This is a genomic window from Acinetobacter higginsii, assembly GCF_000369845.1.
Taxonomy (GTDB): Bacteria; Pseudomonadota; Gammaproteobacteria; order Pseudomonadales; family Moraxellaceae; genus Acinetobacter; species Acinetobacter higginsii.
Genome location: NZ_KB850211.1, coordinates 245,031 through 266,155, shown reverse-complemented (window position 1 = coordinate 266,155; position 21,125 = coordinate 245,031). Strand labels below are relative to the sequence as shown.

Sequence of the window (21,125 nt, the reverse complement as noted above, 5' to 3'; positions counted from 1 at the left end):
GTCCTTAGCCATGAGCAAAATTCAGTCTAATTTGCTAAGTAGTACGCTTATTCTTGAAGCAGCAGCTTGCCATTTTCTTTCAGTAATTTTCCATCATAGCTATAAATCATTTTCTTCTGAGCAACTTTGCGTTCTTGCTCCTCACTTTCTGGTGCCCCCATAAAGTCAGGCATGCTCACGATAATTTGATTGGGTTTTGCTGAAACTTTGATGAGATCCGAACATGAGCCAAAAACAGGCGAAACCGTCACTTTCTGGTTTGGACTGATTTTCACAAAATTCAGTTGGATGGGACAACCACTGCCGCCAATGTCTTGCACCAAAACCACATCATCCATGTGTAATTTATAAATGCCTTCAATCGACAGACCGTTATTGCCCTCAATTTTTGGCAGTACCATCTTATGATTAAAATATAGCGTTTCTTGCCCAGTCTCAGGGCTGACTTTAATTTGAACTTGCCCATAACGTGTTTTCTTGACGCTTTCCGCAGCAAAAGCAGTCTGTGTCGCGACCAATACCGTAGCAGCAAGCACCAATTTCAACATCTTATTTTGTATCATCATTTTGATTTTACTCATCACCTTGTTTAATGATTTTAGGTTTTAAACTACATGGATTTTCGACTTTGATCTCCTGAAAATATTTCTCTCCGTCTTCTTCCGCATCATAGCCAAAATTAAACGAGCCATCGCTCTCGTCAAAGAAGGTAGAATAGCCAATCTGCTCCATCTCGCTAAACTTTGGATCTTTTTTACTGATACTTAAATAAGGCTTGAGTTCAGGCAGGCGGTAAAACACCACTTTGTCATGTTCTTTATCCAATTGCTGTTTGGTCACGAAGCACTTTTGATTGGGTGACATTTTTAATAATTCAAAGAATTCCTGCTGCTTATTATTTTGATCATACACCGTGAGGATATGTGCACTGCCTGTTGCACCAAGCTTAAAACCGATCAGTTTTGGGGTGAATTGATAGGCCCTTGCCGTCTTATTCCATTGCGATATTAAGACTTTGTCTTGACCTTTATAGGTTTTAATATAGTCACAGGCATCGGTTTTCACATTGCAATTTCGTTTAATAATTTTGACCTCACCCGCTTGAGCCAAAACTTCGGTTTTAGCCCATAGCGCGCTACTGCAACAGAGCAAACTGATTGCTAAAATTAATCTACTTGTCATTTTATAATATACCCAATTGATTTAAGCCGTGGTCTAAGTGCCACAAAATAGACAGCTTATTCTGCTTAGAATAGATTGGGAATTCAATGTTTTATTGCTAGCCTCATCCACATGACGTTGAAAGTACCATATACAACACCTCACTGCTAAATGAACCATCTGCTTGAATGCGATAATATTGCTGGGTTTGATCAGATGCCTTTTTCTGTAAATGACGAATGGTCTGAATCGCATATTCAGGGGTTTGCATCCGCGCTGTCCAACTCTTGAACTCTAAATCTAAATATTGCTTTTCAACGCTCTCGACCCTAAAACCTGCAGATTCAGCAAAGCGCATCCATTCCTGCAAACTATAATTGCGTACATGACTTGGGTCTCGAATGGTTTCAATACTCTGAAAGAAGGTATCCATCACTGGATTTGAGTGCCCTAAAATATCGACAATAATCACCTTGCCTTGTGGCGCCAATACACGGCGAATTTCCGCCATCGCCTGCGCGACATTTTGCCAATGATGTGCTGAATAGCGAGTAATCACACAATCAAAGCGTTGATCGGAAAAAGGTAAACTCTCTGCTGCGCCTTGCTGAGCAATCACATTATTCAAGCCCTTTTGCTTGGCCTGTTGCGCCACCAACTCCACCATCGACGGCGTTAAATCATAAGCAGTTACTTCACCAGTAAATGGTGCGATCTGATAACTGACATGCCCACCGCCACAACCTAAGTCCAACACGGTCTTCAATTGATGTGATTGGATCAAGTGCTGCATTTTTGCAAACTCAACACCTTGCGCATGCACTGTGCTGTTTAAATAGGCTTGGGATTTATCTTGATATTGCTGTTGATTGACTTGATGCTGGGTACTCATCTTCTTATCCTTGCGTTGTCAGTCTAAATTCAAAATAACCATCAACAACAAAAAATAAAAATGATCAATTTTATTTTAATTAATAAAAATAAGTTATCAATTAAAGACCAATCAAGCTGGCTGCGACATTAATCGCCACCGCCAAGATCACGGTATTAAAAATAAAAGCCAAGACACAATGAAAAATATTCAGATGTCGGAGCGCTGAGCTGGTAATTGAGACATCAGCCGTTTGTGCAGAGGTACCAATGATATAACTGAAATAGATAAAATCGAGATAATCAGGTTGATCGGTTTTAGGAAAATCCAAACCTGCTTCTTGATGACGACTTTTGGCAAGGTAGTAATCATGTGCATAGTGAATCGCAAATAAAGTATGCAGTAATAACCACGTTGAAAAAATCGTCCCGATGGTCAGTAAAATCAGAGCACTTTTTAAAATCGGCTGATCTTTAGGCACATGCCCCAATTGCACCACAATCGAAATAAAGCAGATTACAATGGCAACCAGCACCACGGTCAAGATCATCCACTTACCTTCATCCTGTTGCTTGGCGCGTTGTAAAATATGGGTGGCGTCCAAGTGCCACATCATTTTCAAGGTCAGAAATAAATACAGCCAAATCGCAATATTCCAACCCAGTTGTAAGCAGGTTGCCCAATGCCACTGGGTAAGCAGATGCAAAGCCCCATAAATCATAAGTCCCAAAGAAAAAGTCGCAGACAAATATGGCCGATACTTTATTCCTTTTAGCAAGCGCGGGATAAATCCTTGCATTTTCCACCTATTTGTATTTTTTATACATGCGTAATTTACCCTTATTTTTTAACACTGTATGGCCTGAGAAAACTCACTCAGAACGTCAATTTAACCGAAATTAAACAAAATAAAGTTTCTCAGCATATTTACTTCGGACAAAAATGTCCGTTTAATTCACCCTATCTCCCAAGAAATTTGAATCATGGCAAAACGTCAGCAATTGGCAGCGCATAATCGTGATGAACTTCTAAATGCGGCTGAAGAAATCTTTCGCAAGCAAGGGGTTCATGTGCCTTTACAAGCCATTATTGATCATGCTGGCGTGGGACGTGCAACCTTTTACCGTAATTTTGCAGATCGTAAAGCCTTGATGACAGCATTACTGGAACGTGCCATAGAACGTTTGGAACAACGTACGCTTGCCTTACAAGACTTTGATGATGGCTTTATTCGTCTGATCGAGGGGCATATCGAACAATTGCCCCATCTGGTGGTGCTGATTGATTACTGGCGCATTATTGATCGGCAAGACCCAATCATGCTAAACATTTATGAGCGGCGTGATAAAGCACTGCAACCCTTGATTGATCGCGCCATAAAACACAAATTGTGTCGTCCAGATTTAACGCCACACGATTTTGCCATGATTACAGCGATTTTGGGCTCTTCATTTCAAGGACATCACGCCTCTGATCAAGTGCGCTTAGCCAAACGAGCAATAGAATTATTATTAAACGGCATTAAAGTTTAGTTCGAGGAATAATATGGATAAAAGCCCTCGCTATCTAGAGACTCCTCCAGATTGGTCTGCCGATGAGCGCCCAACCTTACCGGGCTCGCCTGCTGCAATTGCACATGCCCGACCAAAACGTTTTGCCTATTTTTTTATTGGTCTGTTTATATGTATTGCAGCCAGTTTAAGTAACGGGTTTATCGTTGCCAATTTACCGATTTTCCAAGGTGAATATGGTCTCACCCCATCGCAAGCAGCATGGCTACCTGCAGCCTATGTGATGGCCAATGTCAGCTCTAACCTGATTCTGTTTAAAGCCCGCCAACAATATGGTTTGCGCTTATTTTCAGAAATTGGCCTGTTGGCTTTTATTGGTGTACTGGTATTACATATCTTTGTTCAAACCTATGAAGTTGCCTTATTTGTGCGCTTTATTGCAGGTTTGGCAGCTGCGCCTTTAAGCTCGCTAGGGATGTATTACACCATGCAAGCCTTTGGTAAGGCGGATATGGCCAAAGGGATTTATCTGGCCTTCGGCTTTCAGCAACTTGGCCTGCCTTTGGCATGGATCATCTCGCCTTTTCTGCTCAGTGCCAATCAGTGGGATGTGATTTATACCTTTGAATTGGGTTTGGCAATTTGTTGTTTTGCCATGGTGGTGGCGTTAAAACTGCCACGCAGCCTACGCTTAGAGGTATTCGAGAAGCAGGACTTCTTTACCTTTGCCTTGCTTGCACCCGGTTTTGCCTGTCTGTGTATCGTACTCACCCAAGGGCCGATTTTATGGTGGTTCAATAGTCCTTGGTTGGCCTATACCTTAATTGTCGGTTTTTGTTTGATTGTGTTGGGACTGACTTATGAACACTATCGCAGCAATCCACTGATTATGACCCGTTGGTTAGCTGCAGGTGATCTACTCAGTTTTGTGGTCAGTGCCTTCGCCCTACGCTTACTCATGTCAGAACAAAGCTATGCTGCGGTCAATTTCCTCAAGACCATGGGCATGGGGCCCGACCAGTTTGTACCACTGTATGTGGTGATCTTCTGCGGCACCATTGCAGGTTCGGTATTTAGTGCACTGACCTTTCATCGTGAACGACTGATTCTGAATTTGTTCCTTGCTGAAATCCTGATTTTGATTGCTTGTGCGCTGGACTATCACCTGACCAGTGATGTGCGTCCTGCCAACTTTTACCGCAGTCAATTTCTCGTCAGCTTTGCAGGTGGTGTGTTTATCGGCCCACTGCTGCTGATGGGCTTTATGCGTACCCTGCAACGTGGCCCGCAATATGTGGTGACCTTCATTGTACTGTTTTCAGCCACACAGAATTTTGGTGGTTTGGTCGGCTCCTCCTTTTTCAACACCTATCAGCAGCGCCATACCTATGATTATAAAGTCGAAATCAATAGCAATCTTGACCCGACAAATCCAATTGTGGCACAGCGTTTACAAGCCTACCAACATAGTGCCATGGTCAGTAGCAATGACCCTGTTTTGCAAAATAACCAAGCCTTGCAAAACCTGAATAAGGTGGTCACCCGTGAGGCTCAGGTACGTGCCTATAACGATGTAATCGTATTAAACGGTATTTTTGCAGTGGTGTTATTGCTGTGGGGGCTATTTAAATATGCACGGGATAAATACAAAACCCGAAAAAATCTGCAAGCAGCCAGTTAGTCCTTTTTGATTGAGAAAAGCTTATGTCCGAACAAGAGAAACCTGAAAATAATAATGCTCAAACCACTGAGCAAAATGAGACAACTCAAGCAGCCAAGGTGCCTGAGACTGTCGCCCAAATGCCGCCTCCACCACCACCGCCGACCAGTAAACTCATTAAAACCAAACGCTCTACCCTGTGGTGGATGCTGCTGGTGTTATTGGTCGGGATTACCATTATTTTATGGGCATGGCGCATTGGCCCCTTTCATACGGCGGTTGAGCAAACCGACAATAGCTATGTGAAAGGTAAAACCACCATCCTGTCTTCGCAGATCAATGGCTATATCAAAGATGTCTTGGTTAAAGACTTTGATCAAGTCAAACAGGGTCAGGTGTTGATGCATATTGATGCCACCACCTATGACCAAAAAGTGACGCAAGCAGCATCTGGTGTAGAGCAAGCAGAAAACAGTCTCGCCAATCAAACCCAAGCCATTGCGCAACGTCAGGCCGATGTTGTGGCCGCACAAGCCAAACTGGATCAAGTCAAGGCACAGTATGATTTATCTGTGGCTCAGCTAAAACGCTACCAACAATTGGGCGATAGCGGTGCGGCGTCTAAATCTGAACAAGATAAAGCCGCGGCAGATGCGCAGAATAATCACGCCTTACTAAAACAAGCCGAAGCCAATATCTTGGTGGCACAAGAAGCTTTAAAAACGGCGCAAGTGGCACAGTCTGGCTTAAAAGCACAAGTGAATAGTGCACAAGCACAACTCGACCAAGCCAATACCACCAAAGACTACAGCACCATTGTTGCACCACTGGATGGACAATTGGGTGAGGTCAATCCACGGGTGGGCCAATATGTCGCTGCGGGGACACAATTGCTTTATCTGATTCCGACACAAACGTGGGTGATTGCCAACTTTAAAGAAACCCAAATTGCCAATATGAAAATTGGGCAAAAAGCGTATTTCACCGTCGATGCGATGAATCATCAGAAATTTACAGGACATGTTGAACAGATTTCCCCTGCCGCAGGTTCAGAATTTAGTGTACTCAAACCCGACAATGCCACAGGTAACTTTACCAAGGTGGTACAACGTATTTCAGTCCGTATCGCCATAGATCCAAATCAAAAAGGCATCGAAAACTTACGTCCTGGGATGTCGGTAATTACCTCTGTGGATACCGACTCCTAATACAAAACTGACATTCTCAATCAAATCCATTTACAATGTGATCAAATCCATTTCTCTTGTTCGAAAATGTTTGATCACATTGCTTTTCCCACACCCTATCAAACATTAGCACTTCCTAGTTCGGTTCAACTGACCATTAAGCGTCTGGACCTGATTCATCCTCACATTTCAGGCAATAAATTTTATAAACTGAAATACAACCTGCTTGCAGCACAACAACAAGGTTTGACTCAAGTTCTGACTTTTGGCGGTGCATTCTCAAATCATATTGCTGCAACAGCCTATGCTGCACAGCGTTTTGGCTTGCAAAGCATTGGCATAATTCGTGGTGAAGAACTTGCAACTCAAGACTTAAACCCTACCCTACAGACAGCGCAAGATTTTGGTATGCAATTGCATTTTGTCAGTCGGGCTGAGTATCGACTGCGCCATGAAGCGGAATATTTACAAGAACTACAACAGCGATATCCTCAGGCCTTTATTGTTCCAGAAGGTGGCAGCAATGCACTTGCACTGCAAGGAACACAGGAAATTTTAAGCAAAGATGATCGAGAAAATTATGATGTGATTTGTTGTGCAGTTGGAACAGGTGGCACCATTGCTGGACTGATTGAAAGCAGCTCTGCACAACAACAGGTTCTAGGTTTTTCAGCATTGAAAGGCGACTTCCTAAAACAGGATATTCAAAAGTGGACCAATAAAAGTAATTGGTCTTTAACCGATGCCTACTGCTGTGGTGGTTATGCAAAAACCACAGCTGAGTTGCTGCAATTTATGCAACACTTCGAACAACAATATGCAATTCCTTTGGAACAGGTCTATACCGCCAAGATGATGCTGGGGCTATTCGATTTAATTGAGCAGCAGTATTTTCCTGAAAACAGCCGTATTTTGGCGATTCATACAGGTGGATTACAAGGGCGCTTAAAATAAAAAAGCCACTCGCAAGTGACTTTTTATTTGATCGAATCAAGTGCTTAAAACCAGCCATCACCAATCGGCTTATTGTCCATAAACACCACTAAGCCTTTGACAATGCGATAAATAAACCAGATTGATGCTGCAAATAGAATCGGAATACCAATGAGTACAAAAGACAAGATAAATCCAATAATTGCAGCAATGAGAGTGATCCAAAAGGTTTTGATTTGCCATTCAAAATGACTGGCCAACCATGTTCCTTTTACCTCGTCACGCTTCATATAATTCATAATAATGGCAGCAATACTGGTTAATCCCACAAAAATACTGGCCGCATAAAGCCCATACGCAATTAAGGTATATTGTCTGAGTTGATCTTGTTGATGAGGCGGAGTGCCTTCTAAAAAAGTCTTATCATTCATTATTGTTATCCCCTTTATTGAGTCCAATTTTATAACATGCTTTGATTTTAAAAGTATCTTTTTTAATCAAACAATCAACATACTCAAACTGCTCTAAATCTTCTATAATTGCCCGCTTTTCCTCCCTTGAGTATTTTCCCCATGGTTCATCAAGTTGATGTTGTTGTTTTAGGTGCAGGTGCATCAGGCTTGATGTTGGCTGCAGAAGCAGGCAAACGTGGGCGCTCGGTTGTGGTGTTGGAAAAAGCCAATAAAGTCGGCAAAAAGATTTTGATGTCAGGTGGTGGTAAATGTAACTTTACCAATCTGGAGGTCGAAGCTGCCAATTATTTGTCTGAAAACCCACATTTCGTCATCTCAGCCTTAACGCGATACACCAATTGGGACTTTATTGCTTTGGTCTGCGAATACGGCATCGAGTACGAAGAACGCAAACACGGGCAATTATTTACCCTCAAAGGATCTAAAGAGATTCTGGAACTATTACTTTCAGAATGTGACAAAGCCAAACGTGTTCAGATTCAAACCCACTGTGAAGTACAGCAAGTGAAGGCTCAGGCGGATTCCAGTTTTATGATTGAAACCAGTCAAGGGACTTATCACTGTGAGTCTTTGGTGGTGGCAACAGGTGGATTATCCATTCCAACTCTCGGTGGCTCAGGTTTTGGTTATGAACTGGCGCAACAGTTCGGACATCATGTTTATCCAACCCGTGCGGGTCTGGTTCCTTTCACCTTCTCAGATCAGTTTAAAGAAGTCACCACCCGCTTGAGTGGCAATGCATTAGACGCAACCTTGGTCAATGATCGTCATCAATTTACCGAAGCTTTGCTGTTTACCCATCGTGGCCTCAGTGGTCCAAGCTCACTGCAACTGTCGAACTACTGGCATGTTGGGGAAAGCTTTAAAATTGATTTCTTCCCAAGCCAAGACTTTGCACAATTCTTTAAAGATAAGAAAAAGTCACAGCCTAAAGTTCTACTGCGCACCTTAATCAGTGAATTTACCGCCAAAAGTATCGTACTTGAATTACAGCAACTGATTTGGGCAGAACAAAGTGAAACACCAATTGGTAATCTCAGTGATGTACAGCTCGAACATATAGCAGCGCAATTGCATGCATTTACGGTAAAACCATCCGGTACTGAGGGTTATCGTACAGCAGAAGTGACACTTGGCGGTGTCGATACCAGTGAAGTATCTTCCAAAACCATGGAAAGCAAAAAACAGAAAGGTTTATATTTTATTGGTGAAGTGCTGGATGTTACAGGACACTTAGGTGGCTATAACTTCCAATGGGCATGGTCTTCTGCACAGGCAGCGGCTCAATTTGTCTGATATGACCATATGAACTACAGCACTTCAGGCTACGTTCAATAAAATCTGTTTCAGTTTTGGTGGTCTGAAGAGTTCGCCGCTTCTGAAGTTGCGATTTGTTGCGTATTTTCAATGGGTCTCTCTTTAGAAGAGTTTGATTTAGCAACAACAAATTTATAAGCACTCGCCAAGAATCCAACAGTAATGCCTGCAATAATAATCGGTGCGAATACTCGATTTGGCCTCTTCATGTTCATTCTCCTATAGACTTTTTATTTAGAGACTATTGATACTTTAGCCATAAATGAATTGCTTTTGAGGTCAAATTTGTTATTTAAACCCTCTAACTTTACTCAAAATATCCAATCGCAATCCAAAACAAAAGCCAATAGCGCCGATACAAACAAAACGACCACCCTGCTTAGAGTGGTCGAATTGATTAAAAAAATCAAAGATTATTTTTTCTATTCATCCGAATACGGCGGAGTTGGTGGTGTTGGATTTGCCGGAGTATCTGATGACGTTGGGGTCGGACTCACAGGATTTACTGGAGTCGTTGATGCTGTTGGTGTTGAGCTCACAGGAACTACTGGCTTAACCTCATCCTTATGCAACGGATTTGGTTTATTGCCTTCAGTTTTTGCTTTATCTAAAAGATCCGTCAGCAAACGTTCCGCAGGTTGGCGCCCACCTAAGCCAAATGCAAGAGCAAAAGCCACAGCGACTGAGCCAAGTGTTAAACCGAAAGCCAAATTCACAATCGAGTCAGCAATACCCATGGCTTTTAAGCCCATTGCAATCACCAAGCCCATAATTAAGATACGGACTAAATTGCCTAACCAGCGTGAACTGTTGTATTCACCACGTTGTACGATATTGGCGACCACGTTGGCTAACCAGAAACCGATCACTAGAATCACCGCACCAAGTAAAATACTGGCACCAAACTGGATAAACATCGCGATCAGCACACTGACCTGCTCTAAACCAAGTCGATTGGCTGCTTCTGAGACTGCAAACAGCATCGTAAAGAAAACGATTAAACAACCGATCACGTCAGAAACACGGGTTTGTCCCAAGAAGCGTTGTAAATCCAGCTTCATTGGAATTTCATCAACGCCTGCGCCAGAGATCAGCTCAGCCACCAAACGCCCCACAAAACGCGATACGATATAAGCTACAATTAGAATCAGACCAGCTGCAATGATTTGTGGAATTGCATACATGATTTGATTGAGCATGGCAGTTGCAGGTTGAGAAATCGCTTGGATACCCAAGGCTTCAAAAGCCACAATTAAGGTGGTGATAATAATGATGGCAAATACAAATGAACCTAAGAATTTAGCAACATTTGAGTTTTTAAATAGACCAACTTTTTCAGCTTGCGCCTGTAAACCCAGACTATTACTTAAGCCTTCAACAATGCCTCTTACAATTTTCGCTAACACATAGCCCACGAAAATGATCACAGCCGTAATAAACAGGTTCGGCAGATAAGCAATCGCTTCATTCACCATGTTTTGTACTGGAATTAAAAGCCCTGTTAAACCCAGAATTGATAAGACAATAGGCAAGAACAGTAATAACACTAACCAATAGAAAATTTCACCAATATTGCTACTGAGTGAACTGACACCAACTTCGCCACTTAATTTCTCATCTAACTCAGTTCTGGAAAGTACATTGGTTAGACCTGCACGAACCAGACGTGCGATAATCCAGCCAATGAAACCCACAGCAACAGCAGCCAGCAAGTTCGGTATATACGCGAGGACGCGACCAACCATATTGCTAAATGGATCACTGACCCCACTGATATTTAGAACATTGAGTGCGCCAACTACAGCGAGAATCATCACAAACCAGAACACCAGTTTGGAGACCAGATTTTCAATATTTGGAGTACGGCCTGTTGCAGAAGACAATTTATGATTGGTATCAAGCTTTTGCAGTAATTTTTTAACACCTGCTGCAATTACTAAAGCAACAATCCACCCTACAAGTAGGATGACAACTGCAGCAAAAATAGGATGAAACTGATCCCAATAATACATTGCATCAAATCCTCCACGATTGGAGGGGTCACTAAAAAAATCATTCATGTTGTTATCCTTATATTGTGTTTTTAAATCTTGATACGCATCCACCTAAGAACGTTCTGCAATGAAGAACATGATTTATGGATGCTTCCACCTTAGTTTTTGTCTATTTTCCAATCAATCAATGGCATCACTAATACAACAAAAAAGTCTCACAATATTGCAAAAAAAGCTCATTGATTCACACCAATGAGCTTTATTATGAATTGGTTTTGGTCTAAAGATATGCTTGCTTAAGCATTCAGAATGGCCGACTGCATATGTGACATGATCACTTGAGCAGTTGGATTGGCTGAATGATCAGCAACCATATAAACAAGTAATGCAATCAGGAAGATTCCGACCATAATCAAAATATAAACGGGTAATCTTCTCTTTTTGGTAATTTCTTCTTTGCTAGCCACATGAGGCTGTGGCTTACTAAAATCATGCATGATAGCAGCCCTCATCCTTTTACTTTTCAAGTTTTATATTAGCAATACCCAGTGTTGCATTGTGTGAAAAAGCTTCGGACTATCGTTGCACTGGTTGCAGAACTCTACTTTCTTTTATTTATTTTTTGTTTAAAATATAGTCGGTTTTAGAATGCGTTAAAATAAGCTATAATACGCGCCTCCTTTCTTAGCCGTTCTGCTTTATGTCCTATAGCCAACAAAGCGTTTCTCTTGAATTAGACACTGATGTGACGCATCAATGTTTTTTACATCACACACGCGATGAACATTTGATTGGAATTATTGAGTTCAATAAGCCGAGCTATATTCTGAAATGGGGCGATTTAGAATACTTTCGTCGTCGTACAGAAGAGTTCTCGGTGATGCCATTGCCAGATTGTATCAATGCGATGATTGTCGATATTCGCAATGTACAACCATTTTTGGACAATGAAGTGCCGATCCTGCCTTGGCGTCTACTTGAAGAAGATTGCCCAGTCCGTCTGGTCGTGCCACAAGATCGTTTAGAACATTATATTGGCTTGTTTGAACCGACTTGGTTAACCACCGATGTCGATACCGCTATTCAAGAAATTCGTGAATTTATGGATATGTTTGTACATTAAGATCAGACATAAATCATTTTCTGATTGGGTTTAACTTCCCGCAAAAAACAATAATATCAACACAACGGCTAAGCCCTGTAATCCCATAGCCCAATTCGTTGGAGACAAATCCAAGTTGGGCTGCTTGTGAGAAACTACCCAAAGGCACAACGAGCAAATAAAAAAGAACAGGGAATAGGCGGCAAAAGCCAACAACGTTAGCCCAACCATGATATTTCGACTTAAATCTCCCCACCCGCCAGTATATATCGTCGTATAACTGTAGATGAGTAAGATGCTCATCATGAGCATTCCTACAAAAAAAGCGATATAAGGAACTTTGCCAACCGCCTTTTTTCCGACGTGCTCCCCCATCCTATTCTTTTTCCTTATTCTTATTGAAACAACTAAAAGTGATGATGTATTTGCTTTACCAATAATTCTCTACGGCAATATTCCCTTCACCACGACGGTTCATAATTAAACCACGTTGCTTCAGGGCTTCTTTGGTATCTTCCACCATTTGTGGATTACCACATAACATCACATGACTACTGTCTCGGTTAAAAGAGAGCCCTGCTGCTTTTTCTAATTCACCATTGCCGATTAAAACAGGCAAACGATCATGCAGGGCTGCATTCGGATCACGGGTAATGATTGGAATGAACTTAAAGCCCGTATGCCCTTCGCCAAATAAGGCTGCAATCTCTTGGATACGCTCGACATAAGCCAACTCAGATTCCGTCCGTACGCTATACACCAGATTGATCTGCCGATATTTATTCCATGTTTCAAAGTCTTGTAACATCGATAAAAACGGCGCAAGCCCCGTGCCTGTTCCCAATAACCATAAATCCTGTGGTAAAGGTTGTTGATAACGTGCCAGCGTTAAATAGCCATAAGAAATTTTTTCCAAATACAACTCATCATCGACTTTGAGGTGTTGTAGATTCGAGGTAAAAGCACCATCAGGCACAACAATTGAAAAGAATTCTAATGTTTCATCAAAAGGTGAAGAGACAACTGAATAAGCACGAACAACCAGTTCCCCTTCAACCATTAAACCAATACGCGCGAACTGACCTGCGGTAAATTTAAAATGAGCTGGTCGGGTCATGGTGAAGCTAAAAAGATTATGAGTCCAACGGTGTACAGATAAAACCTTTTCTACGCTAAATTTTTCAATTGACATGATGAGAACGTGGCATGAAACAGTGCGCTCATGTTAGCATGATCGAATAATTGATGGATACTCAAAACATTAAGGCTATTTAACATGCGCATGACATTACGCCAGTTGGCTGTTTTCGTGGCGGTCGCTCAAGAAGGAACGGTAACCAAAGCGAGTGATGCTGTCCGACTTACACAAAGTGCGGCAAGTATGGCTTTAGCAGATTTAGAAGATGGTCTCGGTGCACCACTCTTTGATCGTTTGGGTAAACGATTGCAGCTCAATGATTTGGGACGTTTTTTACTCCCACAAGCTTTAGAAATTTTAGGTCGCTGTGATTCTTTTGAACAAGCGGCTAAGGGTGAATTACAAAGCATTGACCTACGCTTAGGTGCAACACTTACAATTAGTGATTATTTAATGCCAGATTTGATGGCTGAATTTTTACAACGTCATCCACAAGCACATCTGCAACTGCAAGTGGGCAATACCCGTCAAATGATTGAAGCAGTCAATCAATTCCAATTGGATCTGGCCTTGATCGAAGGGTCTTGTCATTTACCTCAACTGCAATGTATCCATTGGCGTGATGATGAGCTAGCCGTATGTTGTGCGCCAGATCATCCCTTAGCACAGTTGAATCGCCCCGTGAGTCCAACTGATTTCCTAGATGTAGAATGGATTCTACGTGAGGAGGGCTCAGGCACTCGTGAAGTGTTTGATAATGCCATTTTGCAAGATTTACCCGATGCCAATATCCGTTTAACACTGGGTCATAATGAAGCGATCTTAAAAATTGTGGCGGGTGGTTTAGGCATGTCATGCGTGTCACGCCTAGCGATTGAACCGCTACAAGAAAAAGGCCAACTGGTAATCTTGGATACCCCATTCTGGCAATTGACCCGCCCGCTCTACATGCTCGTGCATCGTCAAAAGTACCAAGGACCTGGACTGAAAGCCTTTTTACAATTTTGCGAACATCAGGTTTAATTCATCCCAATAAAAAACGCTTCCAATAGGAAGCGTTTTTTATTTTCATTTAGAAATCGAAACTCACACCCAATTTATAGGTACGACCTGCACCAATAATGGCATAATCACTGTTAAATACACCTGCCCAGTGCTTTTTATCGGCAACGTTATCAACATTCGCTCTAAAAGTTGTATTTACACCACCAAGTTTAGTCGCGTACTTAGCACCTAAGTCAAAAATAGTGTAATCAGGCAATTCTAAAGAGTTATCGCTATTTAAATACTGTTTGCTTACATAGGTAGCCCCAGCATTTAAGCTTAAACCATCTAGAGTTGGAATTTCATAATTAAGGTTCAACCCCGCTGTAAAATCGGGAATACCATATATGGTTTTGCCTGTCGTTGTTGCCAGAGCTGTTTTCTTATATTTTGCATCGATATAAGCCATATTTCCAATTACACTCAAATCTTGAGTTAAATTGCCAGCAAACGTCCACTCAATACCACGTGAACGAGTTTTAGCATCGTCTGTAGTCATTTGTTTTTTCTTATTTGCATCAGGGGTCGTAAACTTGGTTGTCATCAAATCAGGTTTTTCAATTTGATATATCGCCAACGTATTTAGCCATGAGCCTTGCTGAACTTTTGCACCCAATTCATATTGTTTAGTCTGATAAGGCGCAAAAGTTTTATTATAGTTTATATCATCTTTATAGCTTAGATCGGTAAGAGATTTTCCTTCAGATAAGCCTTCAACATAACTTGCATAAAAAGATATATTCTCACCAAAAGGTTTTAGAATGATTGCAAGACTAGGTGAAATTTTATCGTCACTGTAACTACTTGCGGCATAGGCAGGTATAGTTCTAGTATCAATTTCTTGATAACGTGCGCCTAAAATGAACTCTAACTTATCGTTCAACAAAGAAATCTGGTCAGTTAAAGTGTAGCTCACATATTTATTATCTGCATATGGTCCAATATATGGAGATGCTGTTGGCATAGCGCCATCAGATGAGGGGTTGTATAAATTCGTATCAAAGTTTGTTGTTGGAAGGATATATCCTGCATTTTTATTATTATAATGCTGCCAATATTTACGCGTTAAATAATCTGCTCGAACGCCAACAGTATGTTTGATACTTCCTGTTTCAAACTTTGCTTCAAGACCCGTATTTGCAGCAACATTGTGTTCCTGAGTCCCTACTCGATAATATTGAGATGTTGCAGCACCTGTTTTAGCATTTTGTACAATCATTCGCGTACCAAAAAGATGGCCTGAATATTCTTTTTCAGTATATCCAACCCCTGCAAACACTTTTAAATCTGGACTGAACTTGTATTCACCTGATAACCCAGCATATTGGCTACTCTGCTTTCCTTCAATTTTTGGAAAATAGTTATTATTACCATCAGGAGCTGCAATCACTTGCTTAATTGTTCCCATTGAGACCATTGCTGGTGAGCCACCTTCACGATCATCTCGCATCGCATAGGCATCAAAATTTAACTTTAATTTGTCTGTCGTATAGTCAAGTGCGAGTACGCCAGTTGCATTGCTATCATCCATTCCATCAATAAGATGTTCCCCTGTACCATATGAACCACTCGCTCTGATACCAAATTCATTATTTGCGCCTAAGCGACGGGATACATCAAAACCTGATTTATAGTATCCCCCATCTTCATAACTCGCTGAAACTTGAGTCAAATCTTGATTGGCACGTTTAGTCTGAGCCATGACAACGCCACCAACACTACCTGCTGGCGCCATCCCAGCAACTAAAGCATTTGGGCCTTTTAACAAAGTGACTGACTCAAGAATATCTGTAGGAATACGCCCAGTCGGCGCCATTCCAAACAGGCCATTTAGGTTATAGTCTTCAAATCCAACGCTAAAACCACGAATCTGAACATTTTCATTTAAATGTCCAGCATTGGTTGTTTCACGAATACTTGGATCATTTCTTAATACTTCTGAAACAGTGGCAGCTTGCTGATCTTGAATCAACTTATCCGAATAAGTCGTAACAGAAAACGGGGTATCAATAGTAGATTTATTGCCTAAGCTACCCAAATTTGAATTTTTCTTGAGCTTACCAGCAGCATAACTCTCTTGTTGATCAGCTTTTACCGTAATCGTTGGTAAAACGGTATTGTCTTCAGCAACAGCAAACATGGGTAAAGTAATGAGAGATAAAAATAATATATTCTTTTTCAAGTGATGAAACCCCGATAAAAATTTGACCACAGTATATAAGATAAATTTACAAATGATAATAAAAATCATTAATAAAATGATACCCATTTATTTAATGAATATAAAAATATCATCATGAGAATTCACATAATTTATTTTTAACTTAATAACCGATGAAATGCTTTTCTCTCAGACTTAGTGAAACAGCTGATTAGCTACAATAGGCCAATCGAGAAGCAATACTGATAGAAAGCAAAAGAGGCTAAACGCCTCTTCTCTTTTGAGCTTTAAAAACAAGTTCAAATCAAACCAGAAAAATTAGCGTCTGAAGTTAGATAACAACTCTGATGTGATTGAATTATTGTGCGTCGTTATTTTAGTTTTTCTGGTTTTCGCTGGATTTGGATCAACAAGCTCAATTTTTGTGGCTTTGTACTTTCCGTCATTTTCAACGACCACAAATTTCACTTTTTCATTTCTTTTCGGCTCGCCACCAGCGGGATACTCTGAAATATGAAAAAACACATCCCCTTCAGAAGTCCCAATAAAGCCAAAGCCTTTGTCTGGATTATATTGTTTAATTTTTCCCTGATAGAACTCTTGCTTCATGACATTTATCCTACTTTTCAAATCTGATAATCACAGTATATAAAAATAAAAAAGAGACTTTCAATCTACCCCCAAAACAGCTTCAGGATGAGATCAAGTCTCTTTTTATGAATGTTTCAAAAATCAGTCTTTTTGAACACTACCAAAAATCTTGTCGCCAGCATCACCCAGACCAGGAACAATATAGCCTTCTTCATTCAGACCTTGGTCAATCGATGCGGTATAGATCAACACATCAGGATGTGCAGCTTCTACTTTCGCAACACCTTCTGGCGCGGCAACCAAGACCATGACACGAATATCTTTACAGCCACTTGCTTTCAATACATCAATCGCAGCGATTAAAGAATTACCCGTTGCAAGCATTGGATCAATAATCATGGCTAAACGATTGGCAACATCAGGCACCAACTTTTTATAGTAGGTGCGCACTTCTAAAGTTGCTTCATCACGCTCTAAACCTAAAACACTCACTTTCGCGCTTGGAATCAGACTAAGAACGCCCTCAAGCATACCAATACCAGCACGCAAGATAGGAACAATGGTGATTTTCTTCCCTGCGATACGCTGAGTTGAGACCTTCCCTGCCCACCCATCAATTTCATGATCAACAACAGGAAGATCCTTTGTTGCTTCATAAGTCAGTAACATCGTGACTTCTTGCGCTAATTCACGGAAGTTCTTGGTACTAATATCTGAACGACGTAATAAACCAAGTTTATGGCGAATAAGCGGATGACGGATTTCTTGAATCGACACGAATGAGTACCTAGGTAATATTAATCTCACTCCATTATAAAGTGTTTTTTTACTCATCAATAAAAAAGCCTCCAACTTTGGAGGCTTTTTTGTACAAATCCGACGATTACTGTTGTTGAGACAACATAAAGTGCAATGGAGAAAGGATCTCTGCCTTCAATGCCAAGTTAATCATTGGATCTGGATAAACACCCATCACCAAAACTAATAACGCAGCAGCAAGAACCATAAGACCACCGACTTTGCTTCCCCAATGGGCATCCGCATCAATACGTGGTACATCTGGTGGAGTCATATACATCACCACCATCACACGTAAGTAGTAATACAAACCGATACCACTACCCACCACGATCATTGCAGCCAAGAACCAGTGTTGCGTTGTCACCGCAGCCATCACCACCAAGAACTTACCAATGAAGCCTGCTGTTAATGGAATACCTGCTAAAGACAACATCATCACGGTTAATGTTGCAGTCAAAATCGGACGGCGCCAGAACAAACCACGGTAGTCTGCAAGGCTTTGTGCTTCATCAACGTTGTTATATGGGCTCGACATTAATGCAACCGCACCAAATGCACCGATTGTGGTCAATACATAAGTAATTACATAAACAGTCACGCTGCCCAGACTTGCGTAAGTCATGCTGATTAAAGCAATCAACAAATAACCAAAGTGTGCAATCGATGAATAACCCAAGATACGTTTCAAGTTGACTTGACGAACTGCAAGTAAGTTACCCACCACGATCGACAATACCGCAATGATGGTAATCACCGTCACTAATGATTCAACCAAGATTGCACCAGAAGTCAGTAAGTAACGTACAAATAGACCAATCGTTGCAACTTTCGCAGCCGTTGCCAAGAAGGTTGCCATAGGTGCCGGTGCACCTGCATACACATCTGGCGTCCATTTATGGAATGGCGCAAGTGAAAGTTTGAATGCAACAGCAAAGATAATTAAACCTAAGCCCAATAACACCATTGGTTGTTTGATTGCAGTAAACAATGCCTGAACAGAGTCATAGAACGACAATGAACCTGTATACGCATAGATATAAGCCATACCCATGAGCAACATTGCAGAAGCAGTCGCTGAAAGCACAAGGTATTTAATCCCCGCTTCCAAAGACTGACTACGTTGATAGGTATACGCCAACATGCCGTATACAGGAATCGACATCAACTCTAGGCTGATGAAGAATGCTGCATAGTGTGAGCTTGAAACCAACAACATTGCACCTGTCACTGAGCACAGTAACAAGATATACAACTCTTCGCGGTTGTCCTTATAAGTCTCAATATAAGCATGAGATAAAGTACAGCACGCTAAAGCAGCAATTAGAATCAGGAATTGATAGAGCATGGTAAATGGATCAACCATGAACATACCCATCACGTTTACTGGTGCAAAGTGCCCACTAAACATGGTGTATCCAATATAAATTGCAGCAAGGTTTAAACCCACAACCGAAGTTGTTGCAATCAGATTGTGATTACGCTTAATCGCAGTTAATAACATCACGACGATTGCGGTCAAAGCCACAATCATCACGGGAGCAAGTGGCATTAGCTCAGAAAAAGAAATTGTGAAGTTCATGATTTATTGCATCTCCACATGTTCAAGTTGAGTTGCAGCCTGTTGAACAGTTTCGACAACTTCTTGTACTGGCATATAACTATTTACTAACCATTGCATGCTTGAATGAGACATATCCAAGAATGTTTGCGGATAAATACCTAACCAAACCAAACCGATCGCACAGATCATCAAAATAGTGACTTCACGTGCAGATAGATCTTTAAGCGGACTGGTATAGTGCTGTTTTTGCTCTGAGTTTGGTTTACCAAACAATGCTTTGTGAATCAGAATCAGACCATAAAGACCGGCAAATACCAAGCTCACTGCTGCAATGATCGTGAACGCTGGATAAGCTTTGAATGAACCCATCAAGATCAGGAATTCACCAATAAAGTTACCTAGACCTGGTACACCAACCAATGCTGCAACAAAGAACATCAAGAAGAATGGCAAGTATTGCAGTTGGCCACGAAGACCACCCATCAAGCGTAAATCACGTGTATGTAAACGCTCGTACACTTGACCCGACATAATGAACAATGCAGCAGATGACAAGCCATGTGCCAACATCATGATCATGAGGCCTTGGAAAGTCAGGATGTTACCTGCATAAATTGCAAGTAAGATGAAACCCATGTGCGAAATAGACGTGTACGCAAGTAAGCGTTTCATATCTGTTTGTTGGTACGCTAAGAATGCACCGTAGAAAATACCAATCAGACCCAAAATAATGGCGATATCAGCAAATTGTGCTGATGCAGCCGGGAAGAATGGAATTACGAAACGAAGCAAACCGTACGCAGCTGTTTTAATCAAAATACCCGCTAAATCCACAGAACCCGCTGTTGGTGCTTGAGCATGCGCATCAGGCAACCAGCCGTGTAATGGGAATACTGGTAATTTCACCGCAAAACCGATGAAGAAACACAGCATGAATGCATAAGCAACTTCAGGTGGTAAGTGGTTCGCAACAGCCAATAGATAGTTGTAATCGAAACCGATCATACCTGTCATCATGTATCCATAGACCACAAGGCCCAAGATACCGATCAACATGATCAAACCAGCGATTTGAGTATATAAGAAGAATTTGGTTGCAGCATAAACACGCGAACGACCATTCGACCCAGAGTGTCCCCATAACGCAATCAAGAAGTAGATTGGTACGAGCATCATCTCCCAGAAGAAGAAGAACAAGAATAAGTCAATCGCCAAGAATACACCGATAACCCCACCCAAACTCCAAAGTAAGTTTAAATGGAAGAAACCAACGTTCTTTTGAATCTCACCCCATGAACAGCCCACTGCAAGTACACCCAGTAATGCAGTCAACAACACCATGAGTAAAGATAAACCATCCACCGCTAAGTGAATGCTAATGCCTAAAGTCTGAATCCATGGAAGATGGAATTCAGCCGCCCAAGTCGGGACTTTACCGCCCAACTCGTAGCTAAATGTACCACTTTGCCACAGTGCAATGCCCAAACCGAAGGTAATCAACATACCAATCAAGGCAATCCAGCGCGGCAAATGTTGGTCGTATTTATCGACTAACCAACAAATAAAACCTGCAATGAAAGGAACTAAAATCAGTGCGGGTAAAATTAAATTGTTTTCCAT

At 41.4% G+C, this 21,125-nt stretch carries 22 protein-coding genes; 7 read left to right on the top strand and 15 right to left on the bottom strand.

The window, feature by feature from the left end; translation table 11 throughout:
- Positions 1-47: 47 nt before the first annotated feature.
- The 4 genes from F885_RS18715 to F885_RS18730 form a co-directional block, all read right to left on the bottom strand.
- The gene (locus tag F885_RS18715) at positions 48-566 is read right to left on the bottom strand and encodes a hypothetical protein (RefSeq protein ID WP_005312506.1); all 519 of its coding nucleotides are present in this window, start codon (positions 564-566) and stop codon (positions 48-50) included.
- Between the two features lie 7 nt (positions 567-573).
- The gene (locus F885_RS18720) at positions 574-1,182 is read right to left on the bottom strand and encodes a hypothetical protein (protein WP_005312497.1); all 609 of its coding nucleotides are present in this window, start codon (positions 1,180-1,182) and stop codon (positions 574-576) included.
- A gap of 103 nt (positions 1,183-1,285) precedes the next feature.
- Positions 1,286-2,053: a class I SAM-dependent methyltransferase gene (locus F885_RS18725; RefSeq protein WP_005312494.1), complete on the bottom strand. Its 768-nt coding sequence runs from the start codon at positions 2,051-2,053 to the stop codon at positions 1,286-1,288.
- A 100-nt stretch (positions 2,054-2,153) separates the two neighbouring features.
- Positions 2,154-2,831 (bottom strand): DUF1345 domain-containing protein, encoded by a 678-nt coding sequence (locus tag F885_RS18730; protein ID WP_005312491.1) that lies wholly within the window; start codon positions 2,829-2,831, stop codon positions 2,154-2,156.
- A 184-nt stretch (positions 2,832-3,015) separates the two neighbouring features.
- Here F885_RS18730 and F885_RS18735 point away from each other — a divergent pair, with 184 nt between their 5' ends.
- The 4 genes from F885_RS18735 to F885_RS18750 all read left to right on the top strand — a co-directional run bounded on the left by F885_RS18735 (position 3,016) and on the right by F885_RS18750 (position 7,344).
- Positions 3,016-3,564, top strand: coding sequence for a TetR/AcrR family transcriptional regulator (locus tag F885_RS18735; RefSeq protein ID WP_005205624.1), 549 nt, complete (start codon positions 3,016-3,018; stop codon positions 3,562-3,564).
- Between the two features lie 13 nt (positions 3,565-3,577).
- A complete protein-coding gene (locus tag F885_RS18740) occupies positions 3,578-5,224 on the top strand; it encodes an MFS transporter (protein WP_004804807.1) in 1,647 nt (548 codons plus the stop codon).
- Between the two features lie 23 nt (positions 5,225-5,247).
- On the top strand, positions 5,248-6,411 hold the full coding sequence (locus F885_RS18745) for an HlyD family secretion protein (protein ID WP_005312488.1): 1,164 nt from the start codon (positions 5,248-5,250) through the stop codon (positions 6,409-6,411).
- A 66-nt stretch (positions 6,412-6,477) separates the two neighbouring features.
- The gene (locus F885_RS18750) at positions 6,478-7,344 is read left to right on the top strand and encodes a 1-aminocyclopropane-1-carboxylate deaminase/D-cysteine desulfhydrase (RefSeq protein WP_005312484.1); all 867 of its coding nucleotides are present in this window, start codon (positions 6,478-6,480) and stop codon (positions 7,342-7,344) included.
- A 44-nt stretch (positions 7,345-7,388) separates the two neighbouring features.
- On the opposite strand, the gene F885_RS18755 is transcribed toward F885_RS18750, so the two are convergent.
- Positions 7,389-7,754, bottom strand: coding sequence for a DUF4870 family protein (locus F885_RS18755; protein WP_004804804.1), 366 nt, complete (start codon positions 7,752-7,754; stop codon positions 7,389-7,391).
- Positions 7,755-7,895: 141 nt separating this feature from the next.
- Between F885_RS18755 and F885_RS18760 the strand changes: the two genes are divergently transcribed.
- A complete protein-coding gene (locus F885_RS18760; protein ID WP_005312481.1) occupies positions 7,896-9,092 on the top strand; it encodes a BaiN/RdsA family NAD(P)/FAD-dependent oxidoreductase in 1,197 nt (398 codons plus the stop codon).
- Positions 9,093-9,142: 50 nt separating this feature from the next.
- On the opposite strand, the gene F885_RS18765 is transcribed toward F885_RS18760, so the two are convergent.
- From F885_RS18765 to F885_RS18775, 3 genes are all read right to left on the bottom strand, one after another.
- Positions 9,143-9,322, bottom strand: a complete 180-nt coding sequence (locus F885_RS18765; protein WP_004804800.1) for a hypothetical protein — start codon at positions 9,320-9,322, stop codon at positions 9,143-9,145.
- Positions 9,323-9,535: 213 nt separating this feature from the next.
- The gene (locus F885_RS18770; protein WP_005312478.1) at positions 9,536-11,173 is read right to left on the bottom strand and encodes a mechanosensitive ion channel; all 1,638 of its coding nucleotides are present in this window, start codon (positions 11,171-11,173) and stop codon (positions 9,536-9,538) included.
- Positions 11,174-11,403: 230 nt separating this feature from the next.
- Positions 11,404-11,604 (bottom strand): hypothetical protein, encoded by a 201-nt coding sequence (locus F885_RS18775; RefSeq protein WP_004804796.1) that lies wholly within the window; start codon positions 11,602-11,604, stop codon positions 11,404-11,406.
- A gap of 203 nt (positions 11,605-11,807) precedes the next feature.
- Between F885_RS18775 and F885_RS18780 the strand changes: the two genes are divergently transcribed.
- Positions 11,808-12,230, top strand: coding sequence for a hypothetical protein (locus F885_RS18780; protein ID WP_004804795.1), 423 nt, complete (start codon positions 11,808-11,810; stop codon positions 12,228-12,230).
- Between the two features lie 30 nt (positions 12,231-12,260).
- Here F885_RS18780 and F885_RS18785 read toward each other — a convergent pair whose 3' ends face one another.
- Entirely contained in the window at positions 12,261-12,584 is a 324-nt protein-coding gene (locus tag F885_RS18785) for a hypothetical protein (RefSeq protein WP_005312474.1), read from the bottom strand.
- 55 nt (positions 12,585-12,639) lie between these two features.
- Complete coding sequence (locus F885_RS18790) at positions 12,640-13,401, bottom strand: ferredoxin--NADP reductase (protein WP_005312471.1); 762 nt, start codon at positions 13,399-13,401, stop codon at positions 12,640-12,642.
- An 84-nt stretch (positions 13,402-13,485) separates the two neighbouring features.
- Here F885_RS18790 and gigC point away from each other — a divergent pair, with 84 nt between their 5' ends.
- On the top strand, positions 13,486-14,370 hold the full coding sequence (gene gigC / locus F885_RS18795) for a LysR family transcriptional regulator GigC (protein ID WP_004804792.1): 885 nt from the start codon (positions 13,486-13,488) through the stop codon (positions 14,368-14,370).
- A 49-nt stretch (positions 14,371-14,419) separates the two neighbouring features.
- Here the strand turns inward: gigC and F885_RS18800 are convergent, their stop codons facing one another.
- From F885_RS18800 to nuoM, 5 genes are all read right to left on the bottom strand, one after another.
- Entirely contained in the window at positions 14,420-16,531 is a 2,112-nt protein-coding gene (locus tag F885_RS18800; protein WP_081401665.1) for a TonB-dependent receptor, read from the bottom strand.
- A gap of 339 nt (positions 16,532-16,870) precedes the next feature.
- On the bottom strand, positions 16,871-17,161 hold the full coding sequence (locus tag F885_RS18805) for a cold shock domain-containing protein (RefSeq protein WP_005312465.1): 291 nt from the start codon (positions 17,159-17,161) through the stop codon (positions 16,871-16,873).
- 123 nt (positions 17,162-17,284) lie between these two features.
- Positions 17,285-17,920, bottom strand: coding sequence for a uracil phosphoribosyltransferase (gene upp, locus F885_RS18810; protein WP_017402053.1), 636 nt, complete (start codon positions 17,918-17,920; stop codon positions 17,285-17,287).
- A gap of 106 nt (positions 17,921-18,026) precedes the next feature.
- Positions 18,027-19,523: an NADH-quinone oxidoreductase subunit NuoN gene (gene nuoN, locus F885_RS18815; RefSeq protein WP_004804782.1), complete on the bottom strand. Its 1,497-nt coding sequence runs from the start codon at positions 19,521-19,523 to the stop codon at positions 18,027-18,029.
- Between the two features lie 3 nt (positions 19,524-19,526).
- Positions 19,527-21,125, bottom strand: a complete 1,599-nt coding sequence (gene nuoM / locus F885_RS18820; RefSeq protein ID WP_005312462.1) for an NADH-quinone oxidoreductase subunit M — start codon at positions 21,123-21,125, stop codon at positions 19,527-19,529.